Here is a 21,273-nt window from a genome sequence, read left to right as displayed (position 1 = left end):
GGTACTTCACGCTGTGAAGCATTAACACTTGGAATAGTAAATTAAGCGCCATCAAAGCTATCATTGATAAAGCAAAGTTAACCAATACACCTCAAGCATTATTTCCTTTTTTATAGCTCTGCTGTCGTGTCAAGATATCCAGGCTTCGCGCGAGGCTACGCCAGACACGGTCGCTTGCTTACTTTGGCGGGCAGCTTTCGCCTGTAATTTTGCATGTTAATTTATTTGCTTTCCCATTCCTTTAAAGAAATGGCCCTCCGACGCTCTGCGAGCTATGGCGGGCAAACCCGTGCACAGCTGCCGTGTGCGCCGAAGCTTTAGCGTAGGTGTAGAGCCTTGGCGAAAGCTGGTGCGCCCGGTAGGGATCGAACCTACAACCCACGGATTCGAAGTCCGTTACTCTATCCAATTGAGCTACAGGCGCATTTTAAGATCTCGTATGTTTTATTTTTGATAGAATTCAAAAAATTGAAATAACATAACCTTTTTATTATAACAAAGAGCTAATTTTTATAAAGAAAAATCAACAAGAGTATGTTTTTCTATGCTTTTTTGAGATAAACATTTCTTACGTTGCCTGAACTATTGCTGTTATTATAGTTCCAACACCACCAACAACTGTAAGATATCCTAAGAAATAAAGTGTTGCTTTGCAGTATGGACCGTCAGTATTTACAGCACACTGACAAGTATAATCCTGCGGAATATTTACCACCGCTGTTTGTGACATAGGCCGCTCTGTTACGTTATCGTTAAGTCCATCTAGCAACCTTATCCGTTCTTGCGCAACTGGCGATGGTGGTTGCGTAGAAGCTAAACTAAATGGCGGCGAATTTTGCTGAGATTCAAAAAGAGCATTGCTATCAAAGTCTCTTTCGGTAAGACTCGATGAAAAAATAGGTAAAGTTGAAAATAAAAGAGCACAGAAAAAAAATTTAAACATCTATATCCTTTATGATATCTTGCTTAATACTTTGCTAACAAGTACTACTTTAATAATGAAGAAAATAAATACAAATAAATTATGAACTATCCAGACACGAACCAATCTACAACGCCTTTAGAATTTATATCTCAAACGCCTGACAGCGACCTTCAATATGATTTTATTCCTCAAACGTTTGAAGACTATATTGGACAAGTAGCTCTGAAAGAAAAATTACAAATTTATGTCCAAGCATGCAAAGCGCGAGGCGAAGCACTTGATCATATGCTTTTATTCGGGCCTCCTGGACTCGGAAAAACAACTTTGTGCCAAATCATGGCCAACATGATGGATGTTTCAATTAAGATATGCAGTGGCCCTATGCTTGAACGAACGGGTGATTTAGTAGCTATTCTTTCTGGACTTGGCAAACATGACATTTTATTTATTGACGAAATTCATCGCACACCATCAAACGTTGAAGAAATTTTATATTCCGCAATGGAACAATTTAAAATTGATGTCATCATTGGCCAAGGGCCTGGTGCCAGAACCGTTAGTCTGCCAATACAACCATTCACACTCATTGGCGCTACAACTAAAAGCGGTGCCATTTCAGCACCACTGCGCAGTAGATTTGGAATTATTGAAGCCCTTGATTTTTATAGCCACCCTGAATTAGCACAAGTCATTTTGCAAAACGCAACACATTTAAACATAGAAATCAGTGAGCAAGCAGCTTTAATGATTGCTATTAGATCGCGCGGAACACCTCGCATTGCCAAAAAATTACTAAGAAGAATTCGAGATTTTGCTCAAGTCAAAAATAATGGTAAAGCAACCCCTGAACTCATAACTCAGACCATGCTTGCTCTTGGCATTGATGAAGATGGACTTACGAGCATTGATAATTTACTACTCAAAAAAATTCTCATCGATTATAAAGGTGGCCCTGTCGGACTCGACACTCTTGCGTCAATAACCGGACAAGATAAAGAAACGATTGAAAACGTGTATGAACCATATTTACTACAACAAGGATTTTTAGAAAAAACATCTAAAGGTCGTCAAATTCCTCAAAGCAAGATGCTTAGCATTCAAAAAAAGATATTCGGTCAAACATCGGTTTTTTGAAAAAAATAAGCCTTTCTCTCGATACTTTTTGCTAAAGCAAAACACCAGGTCCGTCGAAGCTTTTTTATCCCTCGATACATTCTGCTAAAGCAGAACACTCGGGACGAACGACGGGTGGGCGAAAGAATGCGTAGACTGGATCGAGACGAACGACATTTTTATAAATTATTTTTTTCGTCGTTCGCCCCGAGTGAAATCGCTTGCGATTTTGTATCGAGGGGTATTTGTTTTTTAATATCCTGATTCGACAAATTGCTTATAACAAGTTAGTCTAAGATAGTGTATAAATGTAGAATTGATCGATTTTTGCATATGAGGAGTCAGAAACATGTCAGGTCATTCCAAATGGGCCAATATAAAGCATAAAAAAGCTAAAGAAGACGCTAAACGGGGTAAAGAATTTACTAAACTCGTTCGAGAAATAACCATAGCCGCTAAATCAGGCGGAGACCCTGCTGGCAATCCAAGACTCCGACACCTTGTTGATGAAGCAAAAGATATCAATATGCCTCTTGAAAACATTCAACGGGCTATTAAAAAAGGTACTGGAGAACTTCCAGGTGTAAGCTATGAAGCAATCACCTATGAAGGACATGGTCCAGGCGGCACAGCAATTATCATTGAAGTTCTTACTGATAATAAAAATCGCGTTGTCGCTGAATTACGCCATATTTTTTCCCGCAATGGTGGCACGCTCGCAGAAACAGGCGCTATTGGCTGGATGTTTGAACGTCTTGGCATCGTACGAGCACATGCTCCTGCAGGACTAACTGAAGATCAAATTTTTGAAAGATTATTAGATTTTGAAATTAATGATATTTCAATTCAAGATGGAACGCTTACCGTCAGTATGCCGATTGCAAGTTTGCATGAAGTAACTGAAGCAGTAAAAGGCATGGGCATTAAAGTTGATAACTCACAGCTTGAGTGGGTTGCTAAAAACTTAATTGAACTTGATGCTGATGCTGAAGAAAAAGCATTCAATTTGCTTGAAAAAATAGAAGAATATGATGACGTACAAAACGTCTACACCAACATCGGATGAATTTCATTCGATAAATGAGTAATTTTTTATGACCCAAAGTATGACCGGATTTGCATCTGCAATTGTCGAAATTCCTATCAATGCAACAGAAAAACTTTCACTTTCGTTGCATCTTAAATCTTTAAATTCACGCTACTTTGAAGCTACGTGCAAATTGCCGTATCTCATTAACAACTGCGAAGTGTTAATTCAGCGTATTTTGAAAAAAAAATTAGAACGTGGTCATGTCTACCTCACGATTAAAATCCAACACGATTCAACCAAGCATGTTGTAATTCCATCTTTAACAACGATCAAAGGATATCTAGAAGCTATCAAAATAATTCAAAAAACTTGTGATCTCAAAGAAGAAGTGTCACTTCAGACGCTTCTCCAGCTTCCTAATATTTTGCACATCGAAGAAGAAAGCTTGAACAGTAAAGCTGAAGAAAATATTTTAAAAGCTATTGAAGATCTTGCTGACAGTCTGATTATAACACGTAAAACAGAAGGCCAAGTGCTATCAGATGATATCGAATTTCATGTAAAAGAAATTACAAAAAAATTAGCACTCATCAAAACAGCATCTGGTAAAGCTATTGTCACTAAAAAACAAGATCTTGAGACTTTGATCACTTGCTTACAAAATTCAGCAAACGAAGAACTTTCTGTAAGCAACTGTCTTTTAGATAATCAAAAAATTACACTTCTTGCTGAACTTGAAAAAATTGATATCAACGAAGAAATAGTTCGTGCAACATCTCACGTTACAAACATCGTACAAATTCTCAAAGAAGACAACCAATCAAAAGGTAAAAAATTAGATTTTACCTTGCAAGAATTAAACCGTGAAACAAACACGATTGCTTCTAAATGCTCTCAAATTTCTATCAGTTCTTTGACCATCGATATCAAAACTGATTTGGAAAAAGCTCGAGAACAAGCTCAAAACATTTTGTAAAAAAAATTAAGAGGCATGTCACCTATAAAGCGACATGCCTCTTAAAACTTCTATGCTATTTTTTAGTCTTCGTCTTCATCTTCATCATCAAAATCTGATGGAAGTTCATTAACCAAATCAGCTTCATGTAAATCTTTCTTCTCTTCTGACTCTTGAGTCTTATGACCTGATGAAATTATAATCTGGTCTTCAACTGTCGGCACATGAGTAAAAAAGAGAGACTCAATAGCTGCAACATCTTTTAAGTTAGACACTGTGTAATACTCTTTATCTGGATATGTTTCTTTAAACCATTCAATCAACTGCGCTCCGGGCCCGACACTTACGATAACATCACATCCTTCAAAGCCCTTCATCACTTCAAACCATTGCACACGGTTGTTAATCTTTCTCATCATTGCTGATTCCAATGCCTCATGACCGGTAACATAAACAGCATCAACGTTGGTGATGACAGGAACTTGAAGCGGCTTAAATTGAATTTTATGATAGTACGGTTTTAATCGTTCAACCACTTCATCCATCAAAGGACTATGAAGTCCATATCCTGCACCAATCACTTTAACTTTTCGAATCACTTCTTGCGCGCAATAATTTTGAATTTTTGAAATAGTTTTTTCAGCTCCAGCAATATAAAATGCTTTGTCGGTGTTTTGTGCAGAAACATATGCAGGCTGAGCTTCTGTTGATTTTTTTTTGCACAATTCTTCTATAGATTCCATGTCAAATTCACGGAAAATACGCAGAACGGTATAATCTTTGTCTTTCATAAATTCATCGTAAAATTGGGCATATTTATTTAAAACGTACAAAGCGTCAAAAAAGTTAAGAGACCGAGATGCATATGCCGCAGCGTATTCACCAATCCCATATCCCGCTACAAAATCAGGACGTAACCCTTTTTCATGCAAAACTTCATACAAAGAAACTTCAAAAAGATAAATCGCTAAATATGAATAACGAATTGAAGAAATTTCTTCATCAGAGGAAGCAAATAACAGTTTTACAAAATTGATGTCTGCAGTTCCTGCAGCTTGTTCAAAAAATTCCTGGACTATGCGCACTTCGTCGTAGATATCTTTACCCATCCCGACAAACTGCTCACCATATCCAGGAAAAATCACCCCAATACGTTTTGACATATATCCCCCCTACATTATTTTAAAATTCTGCTATCACTCCCGATATTCTTTTTTGTACTTCTCGAGATCCAAGCAATACCATCATGTCAAAAATAGATGGTCCAGAAATAGATCCAGTCAAAGCAAAGCGTAACAACTGTGCAATTTCTGACATTTTATAGTTATGCAACTTACAGAATGCTTTCACTTTTTCTGATAGCTGATGCTTTTCAAATTCAAGATTTACAAACTCTTGTTGCAACAACTGTAAAATAATGACTGAGTCTTTTTCAATCAATTTACGTAAATTTTCCCAATCATAGCTTGCTGGAAGGTTATATGATTTTACAACCTGATCGTATAACTCTTTTAAGGTACTTGATCGATCCTGGTACAAAGTAACCCAAGCTTGACGCTGCTCGTCTGTTAAATCTGGAGTATCTTGAGCAATATCTTTTTCCAAATCTTTTGCAAAAAGCTCTATGATTGCAGCTGGTGTTAGTGCTTTAATGTAAAAGCTATTAACCCACTTCAATTTTTCAATGTCAAATTTTGCACCGCTACGGTTAATGCCATGCAATGAAAAATGCTCAATCATTTCTTGCTGTGTAAAAATTTCTTGATCCCCATGAGACCAGCCCAAGCGAACTAAATAATTGCACAAAGCTTGAGGCAAATATCCTTCTTTTTTATATTCAACCACCGATGTAGCACCATCCCGTTTACTTAATTTCTGACCTGATGGTCCTAAAATTAAAGGAATGTGCGCATAGCTCGGAGCCTCATATCCAAATGCTTGATATAATAAAATCTGTTTTGGAGTGTTGAAAAGATGCTCTTCGCCACGAATAACTTGAGTGATTTGCATTTCGTTATCATCGATAACGTTGGCAAAATTATAGGTCACCGTTCCATCAGATCGCAAGAGAACAAAATCATCAACCTGCTCTGCTGGAATTGAAACTTGCCCTTTAATATCATCTGCAAAGATAAAATTTTCGCTGTCGATAACTACTTTAAACCGAACAACAAATGGTTTCTGGTTTGATGAATCACTGTCTACTAAAGCACGACATCTTTTATCATACTGATACGTATCTTGACGTTCCTGAGTAGCTTCACGTTTTTCTTGAAGTTCAACTTCTGTGCAAAAACATTTGTATGCTTTATTTTCTTTAAGCAGTTGCTCAGCAAACTGTCGATACAGTTCCATGCGAGACGCTTGATACATAAGTGGTTCATCTGAAATGATACCCGTCCACGCTAGACTTTCCATCAATGAGTGTTCGAACTTTTTCGTCGATCTGACCACGTCAGTATCTTCAACGCGGATGAGAAATGTTCCGTTGTGATGTCGTGCAAACAACCAATTAAAAAGTGCTGTTCGCAACGAGCCGATGTGTAAATTTCCTGTAGGCGATGGCGCAAATCGCACGCGCACAGGTTTGTTATTTTGTGGATTCATATATTTTTTCGATATTTCTCACTCAATAGTTACTAATGTAGTAATTATTAGGCTACTATTAATTTTTCTTTAGCTTGCTCAACCCATGGAGATTTCAAGAGAGCTGATGCGCTTTCACTCGCAACCAATTGCTTAAATGCTTCTTGTGATTTTTCAACATCACCAGCATATAAATAATAAACTCCAAGATTATACAAAGCTTCCTGGAAAGCAGGGTTTGAACTATCTTCTGCTATCACCGTTAAATCTTGCAAAGCCTGTTTTTGAGCATCTTCCTGCTTACTGTCAAAGCCCATTTTGATGCGTTTCATTTGAAACAAGCTACTCATTGCAGAATTTTTTGGCATTTGAGCCAAAGCTTCATCAAGAATTTTAAGAGCTTCCTGCAAATCATTCGTTTTTTCAAGAATGACTTGAGATTTAAAAATTAAAAAATATGGAGCAAGATATGAGCTCATATGTTCTTTATGCAGTGCGTTCAATAAAGTTTCAGTATCCTGCCATGCTTGCTCAATTTTTTCTTGATCTTTTGCCAAGTCTAAGCCTTGCGTGACTTGCTGTGAATGTGTAAATGATTCGACAACTTCACTTAAAGCTACAAACGCACGCTCTTCACGGCTTTGTACATATAATTTATTTAGAAAATAACCTCCACCAAGAATAGTTACGATCGCTACTCCGATTAAAACTTCTTTAGCGTATTTTGCAGAGAATTGTCCTTGCAGTGTTGCATAAAAAGATGAAACATTTTTTTGAAATTTTGGATGCATGCTCATAATAAAATCCTACCTTGAATATAAAAAAGTAACCTTTTTTGACTACCTCAAAATTACCACAGACACGAAAAATTTCAATAAAAACAACCCGAATTCAAATATAGATGCGGCAATCAAGACGTTAATCTTGTTCTTATAAATGCTTCTAATAAAAATAGGCACTCTTTTAAGTGCCTATTTTTATTTATAAACCGCTAACGGTCGATTATTCTTTTTCGCTTGGAGCTTGCTCTGAAGCCTTGCTTTTGCGAGCTTCTTGAGTTTGACGTCTTTGATTTCTTAAAACAAGTCTGTCAGCTTTTGTCGCTATAACTTTAACACCTTTGTAAAATCCACTTTCCAAACATACAATGTGAGGCATTACAGGAACGCCACTGTTTGGGCAATGTGTGAAAGTTTGAACTTCTAGGCCTTTGTTAGCAGAACGTTGATTGCGACGAGCCTTCGACGTTTTTCGTTTGGGACATGGCATGTTGTATTCCTGATTTTTTAAGACGTTTAAATTTTAAAGATTCCAATGAAATTGCTTCAATATCATAAGAACAATATACAAAAATACGAGTCAAAAAGCAAAAGTTTCTGCGTACGCAGTTATTTTAAGCAAAAGTCGCTCGACCTAATACCATGTAAGAATGCGGTTTTTTCGTAAATCAACCCCTAAAAGCGTAGATACCCAGCCCTACAACGTCCAACTCGTGGAAATTTTTCTGCTGTCCACTCTTGCAGGCCACCATCAAATACCCGTATCCGAGTAAATCCGAGCTTGCTGAGCATCTCAAAAGCATACCGACTCAAAGGGCAATGCAAGCTGGCACAATGAAGAACAATATTAGCATCCTTACGCCAATCTTGAGATTTTTTTGTCAGAGTATGAAGAGGAACATTGATTGATCCAGGAATATGACAATCTGAGCAAATCGATGGGGATAAAACATTAATAACGAGCAAATTTTGATTTTTGTAAAATTTTCGCCTGTTGTTGCCTTTAACCGATTGTCCAGTTTGTGCTTGCATCTCTACTTGTAGGTCTTTTGCTGAAATCAGTGGCATCTCTACAAAGTCTGCCGCAAGACCTTGATGCGGATAAACAGTTAGGAAAACCAAACTAAACATTTTTGAAATTTTCATCTTACTCCCCAAAACAAAATTCGAATATTTCAAAAAAACCGTACCAAAAAGGCGGTCATAATTTCAAGAATTTATCAAACCCGTTTCCATAAACCAATGGAATCCTGACAAATTTTACCATCAAGGCTCAGACTAAACAGTTTTGATTGTAAAGCATCAATACTTACCCCAACCTTTGAAAGCAAAAACTCCGCGGTGACCGGCGTAACTGTGTAATGCAAGATAGATAATTCAACCTCATCAAAGTTAGAGAGATCAGAAATAGCTGATTTGGGTCCCTGCTTACGAGGGGATGACGATACATCGTCATTTTTTATTTTTTCAGAATCAGCCAAAATCTTCATTTGAACTTGAGCGACTTTTCCAGGGTAAGACAGTTCATCTAAAATATCTTGAGTGCACGTTACCAGCTTGGCTCCTTGTTGAATTAAATCATGACACCCAGCACTGAGCGGATCAAAAATTGGTCCCGGCACAGCAAACACTTCACGCCCTTGCTCCAAGGCAAACTGCGCAGTGATTAAAGCGCCACTTTTAGATGCAGCCTGAAGCACTAAGCAACCTTTGGAAAGTCCAGATATTATTCGATTACGAATAGGAAAATTATAAGGAAATGAAGCCATATTCATCGGAAAACAGCTGACAATCAAACCACCATCGTACACAACTTTCTCAAAAAGTGGTCTATTTTGCGGAGGATACACATGACAGAGTCCAGAACCAACTACCACAATCGTTTTGCCTTTATGATTAAGTGCTATTTGATGCGCGTAGGTATCAGCACCAGCAGCTCCACCACTGACAACGACCCAACCATCTTCAATCATCGGCACGACGAGCATCATTAAAGCATCGTCCACATATCTATGAGCTTTGCGAGCACCCACACAAGCGATCGTTTTTTCATTTTCAAAAAGACGCACGTCACCTTGGCAATATAAAACCAAAGGAGCAGCATCAATCTGTTTTAAGAGAGCTGGGTACTCAGGGCACCACAATGTAATGACTGTAACGTTATGTTGCTCTACAAGTTGTAATTCTTTGTGCAAGCGTGCCATATCTTTAAGCCCAGCGACAAGCAACGGTGTTTTATCTTGGGGAAAACCAAGACCTATAAAATCTTGTGCTGTATAGGTATAAATCTCTGGCAACTTTTCTACCGTTATTTTTTCAATCAATTGCTGCACAAACTTTGGATAAAGATTTTCGATAAGTGATAGATGTAAAATGGTATGCTCTGTATTCATAAAAATTATTATTTTTCCGTGGTATTAAAACGAAAAAGGTAGCAAGTTTTTACACCTGCTACCTTTTTTTACATATTTAAAATGGATTATTCTTTTTCAGATTCTTGATCTCGCTGCTCGCCGTCTGACTGCTCAGCTGGCATACCTACAAAGGCAACGACTGATGAAAGCTCTTGCGAATCATCCAGACGAATTAATCGAACACCCTGAGCTTGACGGCCCATAGTGCGAACTTCTTTTGGAGAAATTCTGATAATTTTTCCAGCTTTATCAATCAACAAGATTTCTGAATCATCGCTCACGTGTACTAAACCAATCACATCACCGTTACGTGTACCTGTTGGAATAGTTCTAACACCAACACCACCACGATGTGCTACACGGAAATCTTCAATCTTAGTTCGTTTTCCATAGCCACGAGCTGTTGCAAACAAGATATCGCGATCATCGCTAATAACTTCCATACCAACGACAGCGTCATCTTTGCGTATGCGAATACCGCGTACACCTGCAGCCTGACGTCCCATGCTACGAACTTCTGATGCTTTAAAGCGAATTCCTTGACCTAATTTAGTTGCGATTACAATTGAATTATCTTCAGTGCACACTGAACAGAAGACAAGCTCGTCACCTTCGTTCAAGCTTAATGCTCGAATTCCAGTACAACGAATTTTAGTAAAATGATCACCGAGTGTACGCTTAACGCTTCCATCACGAGTTACCATCACGACATATTTATCTGCAAGGTCACCAGAATCAAGTAATTTGACAACGTATTCACCTTCTTGAAGAGGCAATAGATTTACCAATGCACGACCCTTAGAGATACGTGAACCTTCTGGTATTTCATACACCTTCATGCAATACACACGACCAAAATTACTAAAGAATAGTAAGTCGCCATGAGTTGTGGTTACAAACAAATCTTGTACGATATCATCGAAATCATCGAGTGATGCCATACCCATTTTGCCTTTTCCGCCACGATGCTGAACTTCGTATGTTTTAAGAGTAACGCGCTTGATGTAACCTTTACGAGTTAACGTAACAACCACATCTTCTTCTGGAACTAAATCAAGATCTGAAAGTAAATCGATCGGACCTTCAATTCTGCTACGACGCTTGTCACCATATTGCTCTTTAAGCTCAACAAGCTCTCTAACTATTTCTTTATCAAGAACCGCTACGTCTTGCAAAAGAATTTGCAATTGAGCAATGAGAGTTTTTAATTCTTTTGTTTCTTCATGTAATTTTTCTTGCTCAAGACCAGTCAAACGCTGAAGTCTCATTTCAAGAATCGCTTTAGCTTGTTCTAAAGACAACATATAAACATCGTTTAACTTCTCAATTGCTTCTTGTGCTGATTTTGAAAGTTTTAAAAGTTCAATAACTTTATCAATGTTATCAAGCGCAATCAAAAGCCCTACCAAGATGTGTTCACGTGCTTGAGCTTTTTTCAAATCATACTCAGTACGTCTCATGATGATCGTACGACGATGAACTAAGAACTCATCAAGGATACGACGTAAAGAGAACACAATCGGTTTGTTATCAAGAAGCGCTAACATCAAGAAAGATACTGTTGTTTGAAGCGATGTATGTTTATACAGCTGATTGAGCGTAACGCTTGGAATATCGCCCTTTTTGAGCTCAATGACCAAACGCATACCTTTTTTGTCAGACTCATCACGAATATTTGAAATACCTTCGACGATTTTATCTTTAACTAAGTCAGCGATCTTAATGATCAATTCAGATTTATTAACTTGATACGGTAATTCGGTAATCACTAATTGTGTACCTTTTTTACCTTCTTCTTCTGCAACCACACCGCGCAACACTAAGCTGCCACGACCTGTTTGATATGCTTTTACAATTCCTGCGCGACCACAAATGATACCGCCTGTTGGAAAATCTGGAGCAGGAATTAAACGAAATAATTCGTCATCTGAGATATTTTTATTTTTTAAAATTGCGAGGCAACCATCAATTACTTCACCAAAGTTATGTGGTGGAATCGATGTAGCCATACCAACTGCAATACCTGCAGTACCATTGACTAAAAGATTTGGAAATTTTGTTGGAAGTAAAATCGGTTCAACAGTTGATTCATCAAAGTTTGGAACGAAATCAACGGTTTCTTTTGAAATATCAGCAAGAAGCTCTGAACATATTTTTTCCATTCTTACTTCGGTATAACGCATCGCCGCTGCATTATCACCATCAACAGAACCCCAGTTTCCTTGACCATCCAAAAGAGGATATCTTTTTGAAAAATCTTGAACCATACCAACCATGGTGTTGTACACAGCTTGATCACCGTGCGGATGGAAACGTCCGAGCACTTCACCCACAACGCGCACTGATTTGTGATATGATTTATTATAAACGAATCCTAAGCTATGCATCGTGTAGACTACACGACGGTGAACTGGTTTTAAACCATCACGAACATCGGGAATTGCCCTTGATACAACAACAGACATTGCATAATCAAGAAACGATGACTTTAACTCATCTTCAATTAAAATCGGGGAAATTTCAGGTTTTTTATTTTCTTGATTTGTATCAGAACTCATTGCAATCCTCTTTGAAAACATTCAATTTTGTTTAATCTACTATGCGTAGTATTTTCTTGTCAATATCATAAAGATCTATAAGTACAAGGATACTACAAGCAGACAAAAACCACAAGGATAGAAGAACTCAGAACGGTTGCATAAACTTTATATTTATCTTGAAGCTGCTTTGACTAAACTGTGCTTCTTATCATCGCCAGAAAGCCTCCAAAAAACTACCCCTTGAAGCAATTTCTGCCGAGCATAATCAACCTTAGCTTTCACTGAACGCTCATCATCATAACTCACAAAAATGCCATCATCTGGGCAAAACACATAAGGAACGTGAGACTTTTTATGCCACTTGGCATGGCATGCTGGATTGTCGATATATAAATCTTTAATTTTTTCATAGCGCAAAGAACCTGTTTTTTCAGTGCGCTCAAAAAGTGATCCTATTTTTTCCTGAGTTTTATCAAATACATGACCGTACAAAGGAATTCCAAGCACTAATTTTTCTGGCGATACACCTGAATCGATCAAAGCATTTATCGATCCATCAACGCTATACCGTGACCATTGGTTACAAATCGGAGCATTAAGACTTACGCCTGGTGCTGTTGCCCCACCAAAGTCATATGCCATCACGTTAAACCAATCGACATACTCAGCAATGAGTCCCAACTTTAAATCTTCGATAATGCTTGGATGTACCTGAACGGCACAGGTAAATATCGATTTTCTGCCTAGCTTTTTAGACCGCTTATGTAATTCTTTTTTAAACAATGCAACCATATCATGATACGCCACAACCATATCACCTGAAACGGTGCTTCCTGGCCATTCCCAATCTAAATCAATACCATCAAACAATTCTGAGTACAGGAAAGAATGCTGTTTTTCTGACCCATCTCCAGAATGATTAAAATTATATTCATACTCATCAAGCAGCTTTACCGCAGACTTTACAAATTGTTTGGTCATACCGCCTCGAGCAATTTCAGGCAAATGCTTGCTATGAGATCCACCACCGATAGATAAAAGAATTTTTAAATGTGGATGTTTTTGTTTAAGTTGCAGCAGCTCACCAAAATGGCCGCCAGCTTTTTTTCGATGCTCAAAATTAGCACCAACGTCTGCCCACGGGTCAAGCAGCTCACATAGACCAGTGCTTGGATTTGGTTTAGCAAATGCATAAATTATATGGGTAAGCGTTTTGGCAATCGGCTCAATATCTGCAACCTTGTACTGACCATATTTATCCCAACTAGCAAAATATGCGGCAACAATCTTTCCCGGCTTAACCTTGCTGTACCGATCAGGAACTGGCGTTGGACATGCTGCCTGCGTAAAACAAATAGCATGCGTTAAAAAAAGAACGAACATTAAAAAGCTGGTCGCAACAATTGAAAACCTCATAAAACCCCCATTTTTAGACTTGCCTAAGGATCCACGAACGTGTATCCCTGGTAACTTGTATCAATAGTAACAATTGCTAAATCGAAAATTCAAGAGTATTAAGCGATTTTTGCAATATTAATTCAGATAGAATTGTCGCGAGGTGACAAAAACGAACAATTTGTCACGCAATGATTAATGCGCATTGATCGATATTTTTTAATATCGAATTCGTATTTACAAAACTAAAGTAATACCTTAAACTACCTGCATGAAAAAAATAAATTTGCAGCAATTCACCCCTGACAAAATCAGGAACTTCTCAATCATTGCCCACATTGATCATGGTAAATCGACTTTAGCAGATCGACTGCTCGAAATTACCGGTACCCTTTCAACACGTACAGGGCTCAACGTGCAATTTTTAGATAAGCTGCAAGTTGAAAAAGAGCGCGGCATCACGGTCAAAGCACAAACCGCCTCAATGTTTTATGATTACAAAGGTGAAACCTATCTTTTAAATTTAATTGATACACCAGGACACGTAGATTTCAGTTATGAAGTCTCTCGGTCACTGTACGCATGCCAAGGGGCTTTGCTCCTTGTTGATGCTGCTCAAGGTGTCCAAGCTCAAACAATGGCCAACTTTTATTTAGCATACGAGCAAGATTTAAAAATCATTCCATTGCTCAACAAAATAGATTTGCCTAATGCAAACGTTCCAAAAATAGCTAATGAGCTGTACAGCTTGTTTGATTTTATGCCAGAAGAAATTATTTCATGCTCAGCCAAAACAGGCGTCGGCATGAATGACATCTTGGAAGCTATTGTCACACGTATGCCAGCTCCTAAGTCCGATCGTGATTTACCTCTTAAAGCCCTTCTTTTCGATTCATGGTATGACGAATATCGTGGAGTCATTTGCCTTGTTGCAATCAAAGACGGTATTTTGAGAAAAGGGGATCACGTTTATCTTCATCAAAGTAATTGCAAACATGAAATTTTAGAGCTTGGTTTAATGTACCCTGAACAACTTGCAATGGATGCTTTGTATGCCGGACAAGTGGGCTACATCATCACTGGAATGAAAACAATTAAAGAAGCGCGCGTTGGAGATACTGTTTCTATCAGCAAAACCAGCGTTACGCCGTTTCCAGGATTTAAACCTGCAAAGTCTATGGTATTTGCCGGAATTTTCCCCGTTGAAAGCACAGAGTTTGAACTTCTTGCAGAAGCAATTGAAAAATTAACCCTCAACGACGCAAGCGTAAACGTTGAGAAAAAAACAAGTACAGCTCTTGGCCTTGGATTCCGTTGTGGATTTTTAGGACTATTGCACATGGATGTTTTTAAACAACGTCTTGAACAAGAATATGATTTAAGCATTATTGCTACATCGCCAAGCGTTATGTATCACATTGATTTAAATCATGATCAAGGCAGAATTTCAATTGAAAATCCTGCCGACTTTCCAGATCCAAACAGAATTAAACAAATCTTAGAGCCAATGCTTCTAAGTACCATCATTGTACCAAAACAGTACCTAGGAAACGTTTTAGCTTTATGCCAAGAGAAACGTGGCATTCAAAAAGATATGTCCTTCCTGGATGAAGATCGTGCTGTTTTAAGCTACATGCTACCGCTCAACGAAGTCGCAACTGATTTTTATGACACGCTTAAATCAATCAGCTCTGGATACGCAAGCTTTGATTATGAGCCTGCAGGTTATGAAGTATCTGATTTAATCAAAATGGATATTTTGCTCAATGGTGACCCGGTAGACGCACTTTCTGTGATAGTACATCGCAGCAAAGCAGATAAAATCGGTCGAGAATTAGTAGAAAAACTTGCAAAAGTTATCCCGCGCCAAATGTTTGAAGTCATTATCCAGTCTGCAATCGGCGCAAAGATTTTATCACGTGAACGTATTTCTGCTCTTCGTAAAAACGTGACAGCAAAATGTTACGGTGGTGACGTTTCTCGAAAACGAAAACTTCTTGAAAAACAAAAAGAAGGTAAAAAACGTATGAAACAAGTTGGTACCGTTTCTGTTCCGTCAGAAGCATTCTTAACAATCTTGAAAAAATAGATTTATTTCAGCCTAGTTTGCACTTCCAAAAATACAGATAAAGCCTCCAAAAATAGAGCTGATGCTGTATAAAAAAGCACAACTACATCATAGTCGGTAATCATCACGCCATCAAAATGAGTGATGATATCACTGATATTTGCTATCGTATCAAGCACTTGTCTTCGTTTATGTAACTCAGCATGTGGTTCAGATAAATCGGAAAGAAATTTTTTAATATACCGGCCGTCAGGTTCAAAGCCTCGCAAATTGGTTACATCAAAAGCTTCTTTAGTCTCTTTTAGCAGCTCACTGACAGCATCAACATCAATTTTGACGGGCTTGGTCTTGACTGCCAAGCATTTTTTTTGAAGTTCTATTATTTTTTGAATTTTCACATGGTGATCATGTGTTAAAAACTCTTTTTGCCGCAACAAATTATTCATTTCAACACATAATTGGACGATGTCTTTAACGTCTTGATTACCACTATCTGATCGTATTTTTGAGAGTATTAACATTAAGCTTGAAGAAATTTGCTTGAGAAAGTTTTGAGACGATACTGAAATCCTGACTGGTTTTAAAGTAAATGAACGCTCAAAAGTGCCACTGCCAGCCTGCAACGTTAAAAAGAAGCCACAAACTATTCCAAAGAGTCTGTAAAATCGTTTATATATCAAATTCATATTCCGTCCCCTAGATTTCTGATATACTTAGGATAATCAAATTTGAATTGCGCTTTCAATAGTTACCAAAAAAACATTTTGGTTGATTTTTTTAAGGCGCACAGTAAATTCAAAAAAATAAGGAAGCCTTAATTATGAAAAATGTCTCAGATACGCTTGATACTCATAGTACCCAGATCCATACAGCCGACAATCCAGTTTTTTCAGGAAATATTTATATTTTCGCAGCTTTTGACATTGGGTTCGATATCGACTTCAAAGCAATAAAACAATGTAAAGAAATTCAGACTGGTCACGTACACGTATCGAAATTTTTCAAACACTATCACCTTCCTTTAGAAATTGAACTGCCTCACCCTCATGAAAATTCACGATGCATTAGCAGCAAAATTCATCAATTCGGTGCAGTTTCACTCACCTACAAAGTTCCAGTATCAGAAACACTACAAGATTTACGAACAACTCTGGTTAAGCTTGATGAAAAATATCAAAAACAAAGCGTTAATGATGCATACTCAATTTATAAAAAAATAAAACCGTTTATCGTTAAACCGAATTTCTTTCATCTCAAATCGACTTATACCGTTATACAAATCAACATCAACAAAAATATAACTGGTGGCGAAATAAAAGAACAATACGGTCACGACATAGCATCGCTTCTTCGCTTTGAAACTGAATCACTTTCAGATTTTCAAAAAGAAGCAATCATCGATTCGTCAGTTGGTTACTTTAAAAAAGATCTAATCATTATCGATACTCAAGCGGCATTTGTGTACGACCCTCAGTACAAAGAACTTTTAGATTTCTTTGAACTCGGAAACATTCAACAGCTTGAGCTTCATTATTTCGATAAACTTTTAGATAAACAACTCGCAACATTGTATGAACGCAAAGTTCAAAACTTACCGTTGCTTTCATACATGCCATTTATTGGGTCACGTTATTTTGATCCGATTGGTGATTTGAATAAATTAAAAGTAGATATCTCTGTGATCACAGAACGCCTTGAAAGCAGTATTAAACTTGCTGGTGAAGCCTACTTCTCAGAAATTTACGATCTGATAATTAAACAGCTTGATTTACGAAGCTGGCAAAAATCTATCGATAAAAAATTAAACATTATCAAAGAGATTCGTTACGTGTATCAAAATAAAGTTGATGCAAATCGAGAAGATTTAATTTCTATTTTAATCGTTACATTAATTATGATTGAAGTCTTTCTTGCGATGATGAAGTAATTCTGCTAACAGCAGCTCCACTATTATCTGACAAAACTGATGAACTGTTATCAGAAGCTTCTTGCACAGCCTTTCTCCATTCATCTACTGCTTGCAAAGTCTTTGGAGTTAACTCTTGACCCTTACGGTCTCGCGTCAAAGAATCTTCAATGACAGACTCTAGCTGCTGTATAAATTTATCATAATCTTCAATAGTTTTTGAGGCAGAATTTTGATTTTTAATTGATTGCGCTAATAAATCTTGTTGCTTTGAAGTTTTCACAAAGTTAGTGTAACTAATTCGCACAATATTTAATGCAGAAACAACACAATTTAACACAGCGCAATTATTATTATTTGAAGCTCGTGAACAAGCTAAAGTAGCTAGTTGAATCGTTGCAACGCTTATAGGAGCATAGATATCTTCTGCAATTTTGCGTTCTGAGTAATTTTTTCCAAGAGCTCTATGAAATGAAGAGTTTGATGAGCAATTACTGTGCGCCTCTAAAGCAGATGCTAGTAAAGAAATGCCAACAGCGCCAAGCTCTAATCCTTTTTTAAAGTCCTGAGAACACATGATATTTTTGTAAGCACCAAAAATAAATAAAGCTGACCAAATTAATTTTTTATTCATGTTACATAAAATTAAGTATCGAAATAAATAAATTCGCATTGTTAGCCTTATCTATTTCTTTATAAGGATAACACTTGCCACAAAAATCTATGTGTGAACTATCTTCTTTCAGTAAAGAACAAGTCAAAAGACTTAACTGCGCAGTAACAAGTAAAGCTGGTCCAAAATTACGTGCAAGAATTTCGATATTTTGCTCATAATCATTTTCATACTTTGGACATTTCATGCAACTTATAGTTTTCACAATAGATACAACATTCATGCCATTCATAACTTTTTCCATTACTTCAGAAGATTCAACCTCTTTGCAAAGACCCAAACACAATATGACTGACAAAAGTAATTTTTTATTCATATAATCCTTAACTGTTTCCTTAATTTTTTATACAGCGACTGAAACTTTTGCTGGACGCAAAACACGATCTTTCATCGTAAAGCCTTTTGAAAGAACTTCAACGATATCGCCCGATTGATGTTTGTCAGATTGCACTTGCATCACAGCTTCATGAAATTCCGGATCAAATGTTTCGGTAGATTTCATTACAACGACATTATGTTTTTGCAGTAATTTAAGTAATGCTTGATATGACATTTCAATTCCAGCAGTATTAGCCTCACTCTTTTGTTTCAACGCCATTTCAAACGTATCAACAAATGACAGTAACTCGAAAAGAATCGATTCTTTTGCTATCTCAGCAGAGCGAGCTTGATCGCGTTCAGTTCTTCTTTTAAAATTTTCATATTCAGCAGAAATTCTTTTACATTGATCTTTCCAGATTGAAAGTTCAGCAACGCACATTGATATTTCATCTTTAGAGCCTTGAAGATTTTGATCTACTTCTTCGTGATTATTGTTTTGTTCGACTTGATCTTCTAGATCGTGATCGCAGCAATTTTGATTCTTTTTTTCTGATTCCATAAAAAGACCTTTTCTTGATACTAAGATTATGTAACACTAAACAATGTAACAAAAAAAAGGCCAAAGAAAAAGACTTTTACGTTAACATAAAAACTATGCTTAACAAGTAAAAAGCATCTTAAGTAAAAATAAAAATACGTACATTAAAATATAAATTTTAAATATTATGAAATTAAAATCATCTTTTTTGATTCTTGCTCTCTTTGTCATTGTTTCGTCACAAAATATGTATGGTATGTATACAACTTTTGGAGCACCATCCATATCATTTCCAACTCCTCAATATGCCACCAAAGATCTCAAAACAGTTGGAGCTTCACTTTCATATTATAAATCAGAAAATTCTTACGATTGTAGCGGACAAAAAGTTGGCCTCCTTGCGTATCAAGGAACAGAAACACTACTTAAACGAATTATCGATCGATCATTACCTTTCAACGATTCTCAGTCTGTAGGAAAAGCTTTAATTTCAGGACGCCTAACAGCGACAAGTGGTGCTTTTTGGTACGTTCAAAACATTGGCGAGCATTTTTATTTCACTTTCGTATCTTCATTGTCATACATAAAGCTACAAAATCTACTTATTGCACCAGCAAAAAACAATTGCTTACTTTTGTCTGAAACAGAAATTGATGCCGACACAGAACTTAAAAAATATCTTAATACATTAAATAAACTAATTTACGACAAATCATTAGGTGGAAAATTTTATGATGCAACTATAGGACCTACCTATTTCACCATAGGTTATGCACAAAACTTTCAAAATTTTACACATATCGATTTTATTGATTTTTCTATTAAAGCGGGCTTTGCTTTACCTGAAACGAATATCGAACCTCAGACAACTGCCTTGTTTGACATTGCAACTAATGATATTGGAGCTATACGACTGCCTATTCAAGCAAGTGCTACTGTCGGTTTATATGATTGGCTAAACATAGGAGCAACGGGAACGCTTATGCCGTATGCCCCAACGATTCAAAGAATTTCTCTTCCTACGACAAGAGATAACAATCTCGTTTTTTTACCAGAAAAAGGATTTTGCGCCATATACCATAGACCATTTGTTTACGCAGGCGCTTACATTGAAGCAGAACATTTTATTCCAAGAGTTTCACTATTTACAGGAGTTTCTTACAGCAAACAATTTAAAACTACCTATCAGTCTTGGGATAACGATAAATTCCCCAACAGCATTATCAATGCTTTCCCTGTGCACAGACCATGGGAGATGATGTGGCTAACCTTCTCGGCAGAAATTGATTGTTACGCCAGTGAAGATAAAAAATGTTTGCCACAGCTCAAATTAGTTTACATCCTTCCCGTTTATGGAAAGTCTACTTTTAAAACTTCAGTAATTTCAGGACAAGCCAACTTAAGCATTATGTATGATTTTTAACAAACAAGTTTGTCAAACTAGTTTGTAACACATTAATGTGTTACACGCCCATTTTGCTACGTAATTGTCCAACCAATTCAATATTTTCTTGCAACACTGATTCATCTTCATCCGATAAGTTTACCGATCTTTCAAGCTCGTGAATCATACTATCGATTCGATCAATCATTTTTTGTAAATACTCACGATCCTCGTTGTAGACTCTGTTTATATTAGACTTGCCAATCATGCTACCGTACACATCACTGAGCACAGTTAGCTCAGATAAAACATCAGACAGTACCGCACCTAAGCCTTCTGCGTTACCAGATGAGCCTTGCAGCATTCCTTCAACAGCTATCAAACCTTCCTGCATCCGCTCTGTCAGTGACTGAGGAGCTCGAAAATCAACCATCGGATCAATTGTGCGATAATGAGTGCTGTGCATGTGCGAAAACACCCTGCCAGTCTGCATAATATTGAAAAACAATATCAAATAAAACATACTTTGCTTGTTCATAAAAACCTCCATTTCTAGTCCGCCATAGCCAATAGGCGACCCATGCTTCGCGTAAAGCTACGCCGGGCAGGCTGGCGGATCACCCTAATAAACCTCCATTTAAAAGTC

20 protein-coding genes and 1 tRNA gene are annotated in these 21,273 nt (G+C 37.2%); 6 read left to right on the top strand and 15 right to left on the bottom strand.

The window, feature by feature from the left end:
• Nucleotides 1-347 precede the first annotated feature (347 nt).
• Both WC747_03615 and WC747_03610 read right to left on the bottom strand, forming a co-directional pair.
• A tRNA-Arg gene (locus WC747_03615) sits at nucleotides 348-424 on the bottom strand.
• 144 nt (nucleotides 425-568) lie between these two features.
• Nucleotides 569-943, bottom strand: a complete 375-nt coding sequence (locus WC747_03610; protein MFA5999077.1) for a hypothetical protein — start codon at nucleotides 941-943, stop codon at nucleotides 569-571.
• Between the two features lie 81 nt (nucleotides 944-1,024).
• Here WC747_03610 and ruvB point away from each other — a divergent pair, with 81 nt between their 5' ends.
• The 3 genes from ruvB (at nucleotide 1,025) to WC747_03595 (ending at nucleotide 4,044) form a co-directional block, all read left to right on the top strand.
• Nucleotides 1,025-2,059, top strand: a complete 1,035-nt coding sequence (ruvB, locus tag WC747_03605; GenBank protein MFA5999076.1) for a Holliday junction branch migration DNA helicase RuvB — start codon at nucleotides 1,025-1,027, stop codon at nucleotides 2,057-2,059.
• Nucleotides 2,060-2,387: 328 nt separating this feature from the next.
• Nucleotides 2,388-3,104: a YebC/PmpR family DNA-binding transcriptional regulator gene (locus WC747_03600; protein MFA5999075.1), complete on the top strand. Its 717-nt coding sequence runs from the start codon at nucleotides 2,388-2,390 to the stop codon at nucleotides 3,102-3,104.
• 28 nt (nucleotides 3,105-3,132) lie between these two features.
• The gene (locus WC747_03595; GenBank protein ID MFA5999074.1) at nucleotides 3,133-4,044 is read left to right on the top strand and encodes a YicC/YloC family endoribonuclease; all 912 of its coding nucleotides are present in this window, start codon (nucleotides 3,133-3,135) and stop codon (nucleotides 4,042-4,044) included.
• 62 nt (nucleotides 4,045-4,106) lie between these two features.
• On the opposite strand, the gene WC747_03590 is transcribed toward WC747_03595, so the two are convergent.
• The 8 genes from WC747_03590 to WC747_03555 all read right to left on the bottom strand — a co-directional run bounded on the left by WC747_03590 (nucleotide 4,107) and on the right by WC747_03555 (nucleotide 13,758).
• Nucleotides 4,107-5,186 carry an ACP S-malonyltransferase gene (locus WC747_03590; protein MFA5999073.1) on the bottom strand — a complete coding sequence of 360 codons (1,080 nt, stop codon included), beginning with the start codon at nucleotides 5,184-5,186 and terminating at the stop codon, nucleotides 4,107-4,109.
• A gap of 19 nt (nucleotides 5,187-5,205) precedes the next feature.
• A complete protein-coding gene (gene gltX / locus WC747_03585; protein ID MFA5999072.1) occupies nucleotides 5,206-6,630 on the bottom strand; it encodes a glutamate--tRNA ligase in 1,425 nt (474 codons plus the stop codon).
• A gap of 47 nt (nucleotides 6,631-6,677) precedes the next feature.
• Entirely contained in the window at nucleotides 6,678-7,400 is a 723-nt protein-coding gene (locus WC747_03580; GenBank protein MFA5999071.1) for a hypothetical protein, read from the bottom strand.
• Between the two features lie 211 nt (nucleotides 7,401-7,611).
• Nucleotides 7,612-7,878 carry a 50S ribosomal protein L32 gene (gene rpmF, locus WC747_03575; GenBank protein MFA5999070.1) on the bottom strand — a complete coding sequence of 89 codons (267 nt, stop codon included), beginning with the start codon at nucleotides 7,876-7,878 and terminating at the stop codon, nucleotides 7,612-7,614.
• A gap of 185 nt (nucleotides 7,879-8,063) precedes the next feature.
• Nucleotides 8,064-8,534 carry a rhodanese-like domain-containing protein gene (locus WC747_03570; protein MFA5999069.1) on the bottom strand — a complete coding sequence of 157 codons (471 nt, stop codon included), beginning with the start codon at nucleotides 8,532-8,534 and terminating at the stop codon, nucleotides 8,064-8,066.
• A 74-nt stretch (nucleotides 8,535-8,608) separates the two neighbouring features.
• Entirely contained in the window at nucleotides 8,609-9,781 is a 1,173-nt protein-coding gene (gene dprA, locus WC747_03565) for a DNA-processing protein DprA (GenBank protein MFA5999068.1), read from the bottom strand.
• 86 nt (nucleotides 9,782-9,867) lie between these two features.
• Nucleotides 9,868-12,360, bottom strand: coding sequence for a DNA gyrase subunit A (gene gyrA / locus WC747_03560; protein ID MFA5999067.1), 2,493 nt, complete (start codon nucleotides 12,358-12,360; stop codon nucleotides 9,868-9,870).
• A gap of 153 nt (nucleotides 12,361-12,513) precedes the next feature.
• Nucleotides 12,514-13,758, bottom strand: coding sequence for a glycoside hydrolase family 18 protein (locus WC747_03555; protein MFA5999066.1), 1,245 nt, complete (start codon nucleotides 13,756-13,758; stop codon nucleotides 12,514-12,516).
• Between the two features lie 250 nt (nucleotides 13,759-14,008).
• On the opposite strand from WC747_03555, the gene lepA reads away from it, so the two are divergent.
• Entirely contained in the window at nucleotides 14,009-15,826 is a 1,818-nt protein-coding gene (gene lepA / locus WC747_03550) for a translation elongation factor 4 (protein ID MFA5999065.1), read from the top strand.
• Between the two features lie 2 nt (nucleotides 15,827-15,828).
• On the opposite strand, the gene WC747_03545 is transcribed toward lepA, so the two are convergent.
• Nucleotides 15,829-16,491 (bottom strand): hypothetical protein, encoded by a 663-nt coding sequence (locus tag WC747_03545; GenBank protein ID MFA5999064.1) that lies wholly within the window; start codon nucleotides 16,489-16,491, stop codon nucleotides 15,829-15,831.
• A 134-nt stretch (nucleotides 16,492-16,625) separates the two neighbouring features.
• Here WC747_03545 and WC747_03540 point away from each other — a divergent pair, with 134 nt between their 5' ends.
• A complete protein-coding gene (locus WC747_03540; protein MFA5999063.1) occupies nucleotides 16,626-17,732 on the top strand; it encodes a hypothetical protein in 1,107 nt (368 codons plus the stop codon).
• Here WC747_03540 and WC747_03535 read toward each other — a convergent pair.
• The 3 genes from WC747_03535 to WC747_03525 are packed head-to-tail and all read right to left on the bottom strand — an operon-like array spanning nucleotide 17,698 to nucleotide 19,264.
• A complete protein-coding gene (locus WC747_03535) occupies nucleotides 17,698-18,345 on the bottom strand; it encodes a hypothetical protein (GenBank protein MFA5999062.1) in 648 nt (215 codons plus the stop codon). The two genes, WC747_03540 and WC747_03535, sit on opposite strands and share 35 nt — an antisense overlap.
• A 1-nt stretch (nucleotide 18,346) precedes the next feature.
• A complete protein-coding gene (locus tag WC747_03530) occupies nucleotides 18,347-18,700 on the bottom strand; it encodes a hypothetical protein (GenBank protein MFA5999061.1) in 354 nt (117 codons plus the stop codon).
• A gap of 27 nt (nucleotides 18,701-18,727) precedes the next feature.
• Entirely contained in the window at nucleotides 18,728-19,264 is a 537-nt protein-coding gene (locus WC747_03525) for a nucleotide exchange factor GrpE (GenBank protein MFA5999060.1), read from the bottom strand.
• A 166-nt stretch (nucleotides 19,265-19,430) separates the two neighbouring features.
• Here WC747_03525 and WC747_03520 point away from each other — a divergent pair, with 166 nt between their 5' ends.
• A complete protein-coding gene (locus WC747_03520; GenBank protein MFA5999059.1) occupies nucleotides 19,431-20,666 on the top strand; it encodes a hypothetical protein in 1,236 nt (411 codons plus the stop codon).
• A 40-nt stretch (nucleotides 20,667-20,706) separates the two neighbouring features.
• Here the strand turns inward: WC747_03520 and WC747_03515 are convergent, their stop codons facing one another.
• On the bottom strand, nucleotides 20,707-21,165 hold the full coding sequence (locus WC747_03515; protein ID MFA5999058.1) for a hypothetical protein: 459 nt from the start codon (nucleotides 21,163-21,165) through the stop codon (nucleotides 20,707-20,709).
• Nucleotides 21,166-21,273 lie beyond the last annotated feature (108 nt).

The organism is Candidatus Babeliales bacterium, from assembly GCA_041660205.1.
GTDB lineage: Bacteria > Babelota > Babeliae > Babelales > Chromulinivoraceae > JACPFN01.
The sequence above is the reverse complement of the archived record's forward strand: the minus strand, read 5'-3'. Positions and strand labels throughout refer to the sequence as shown.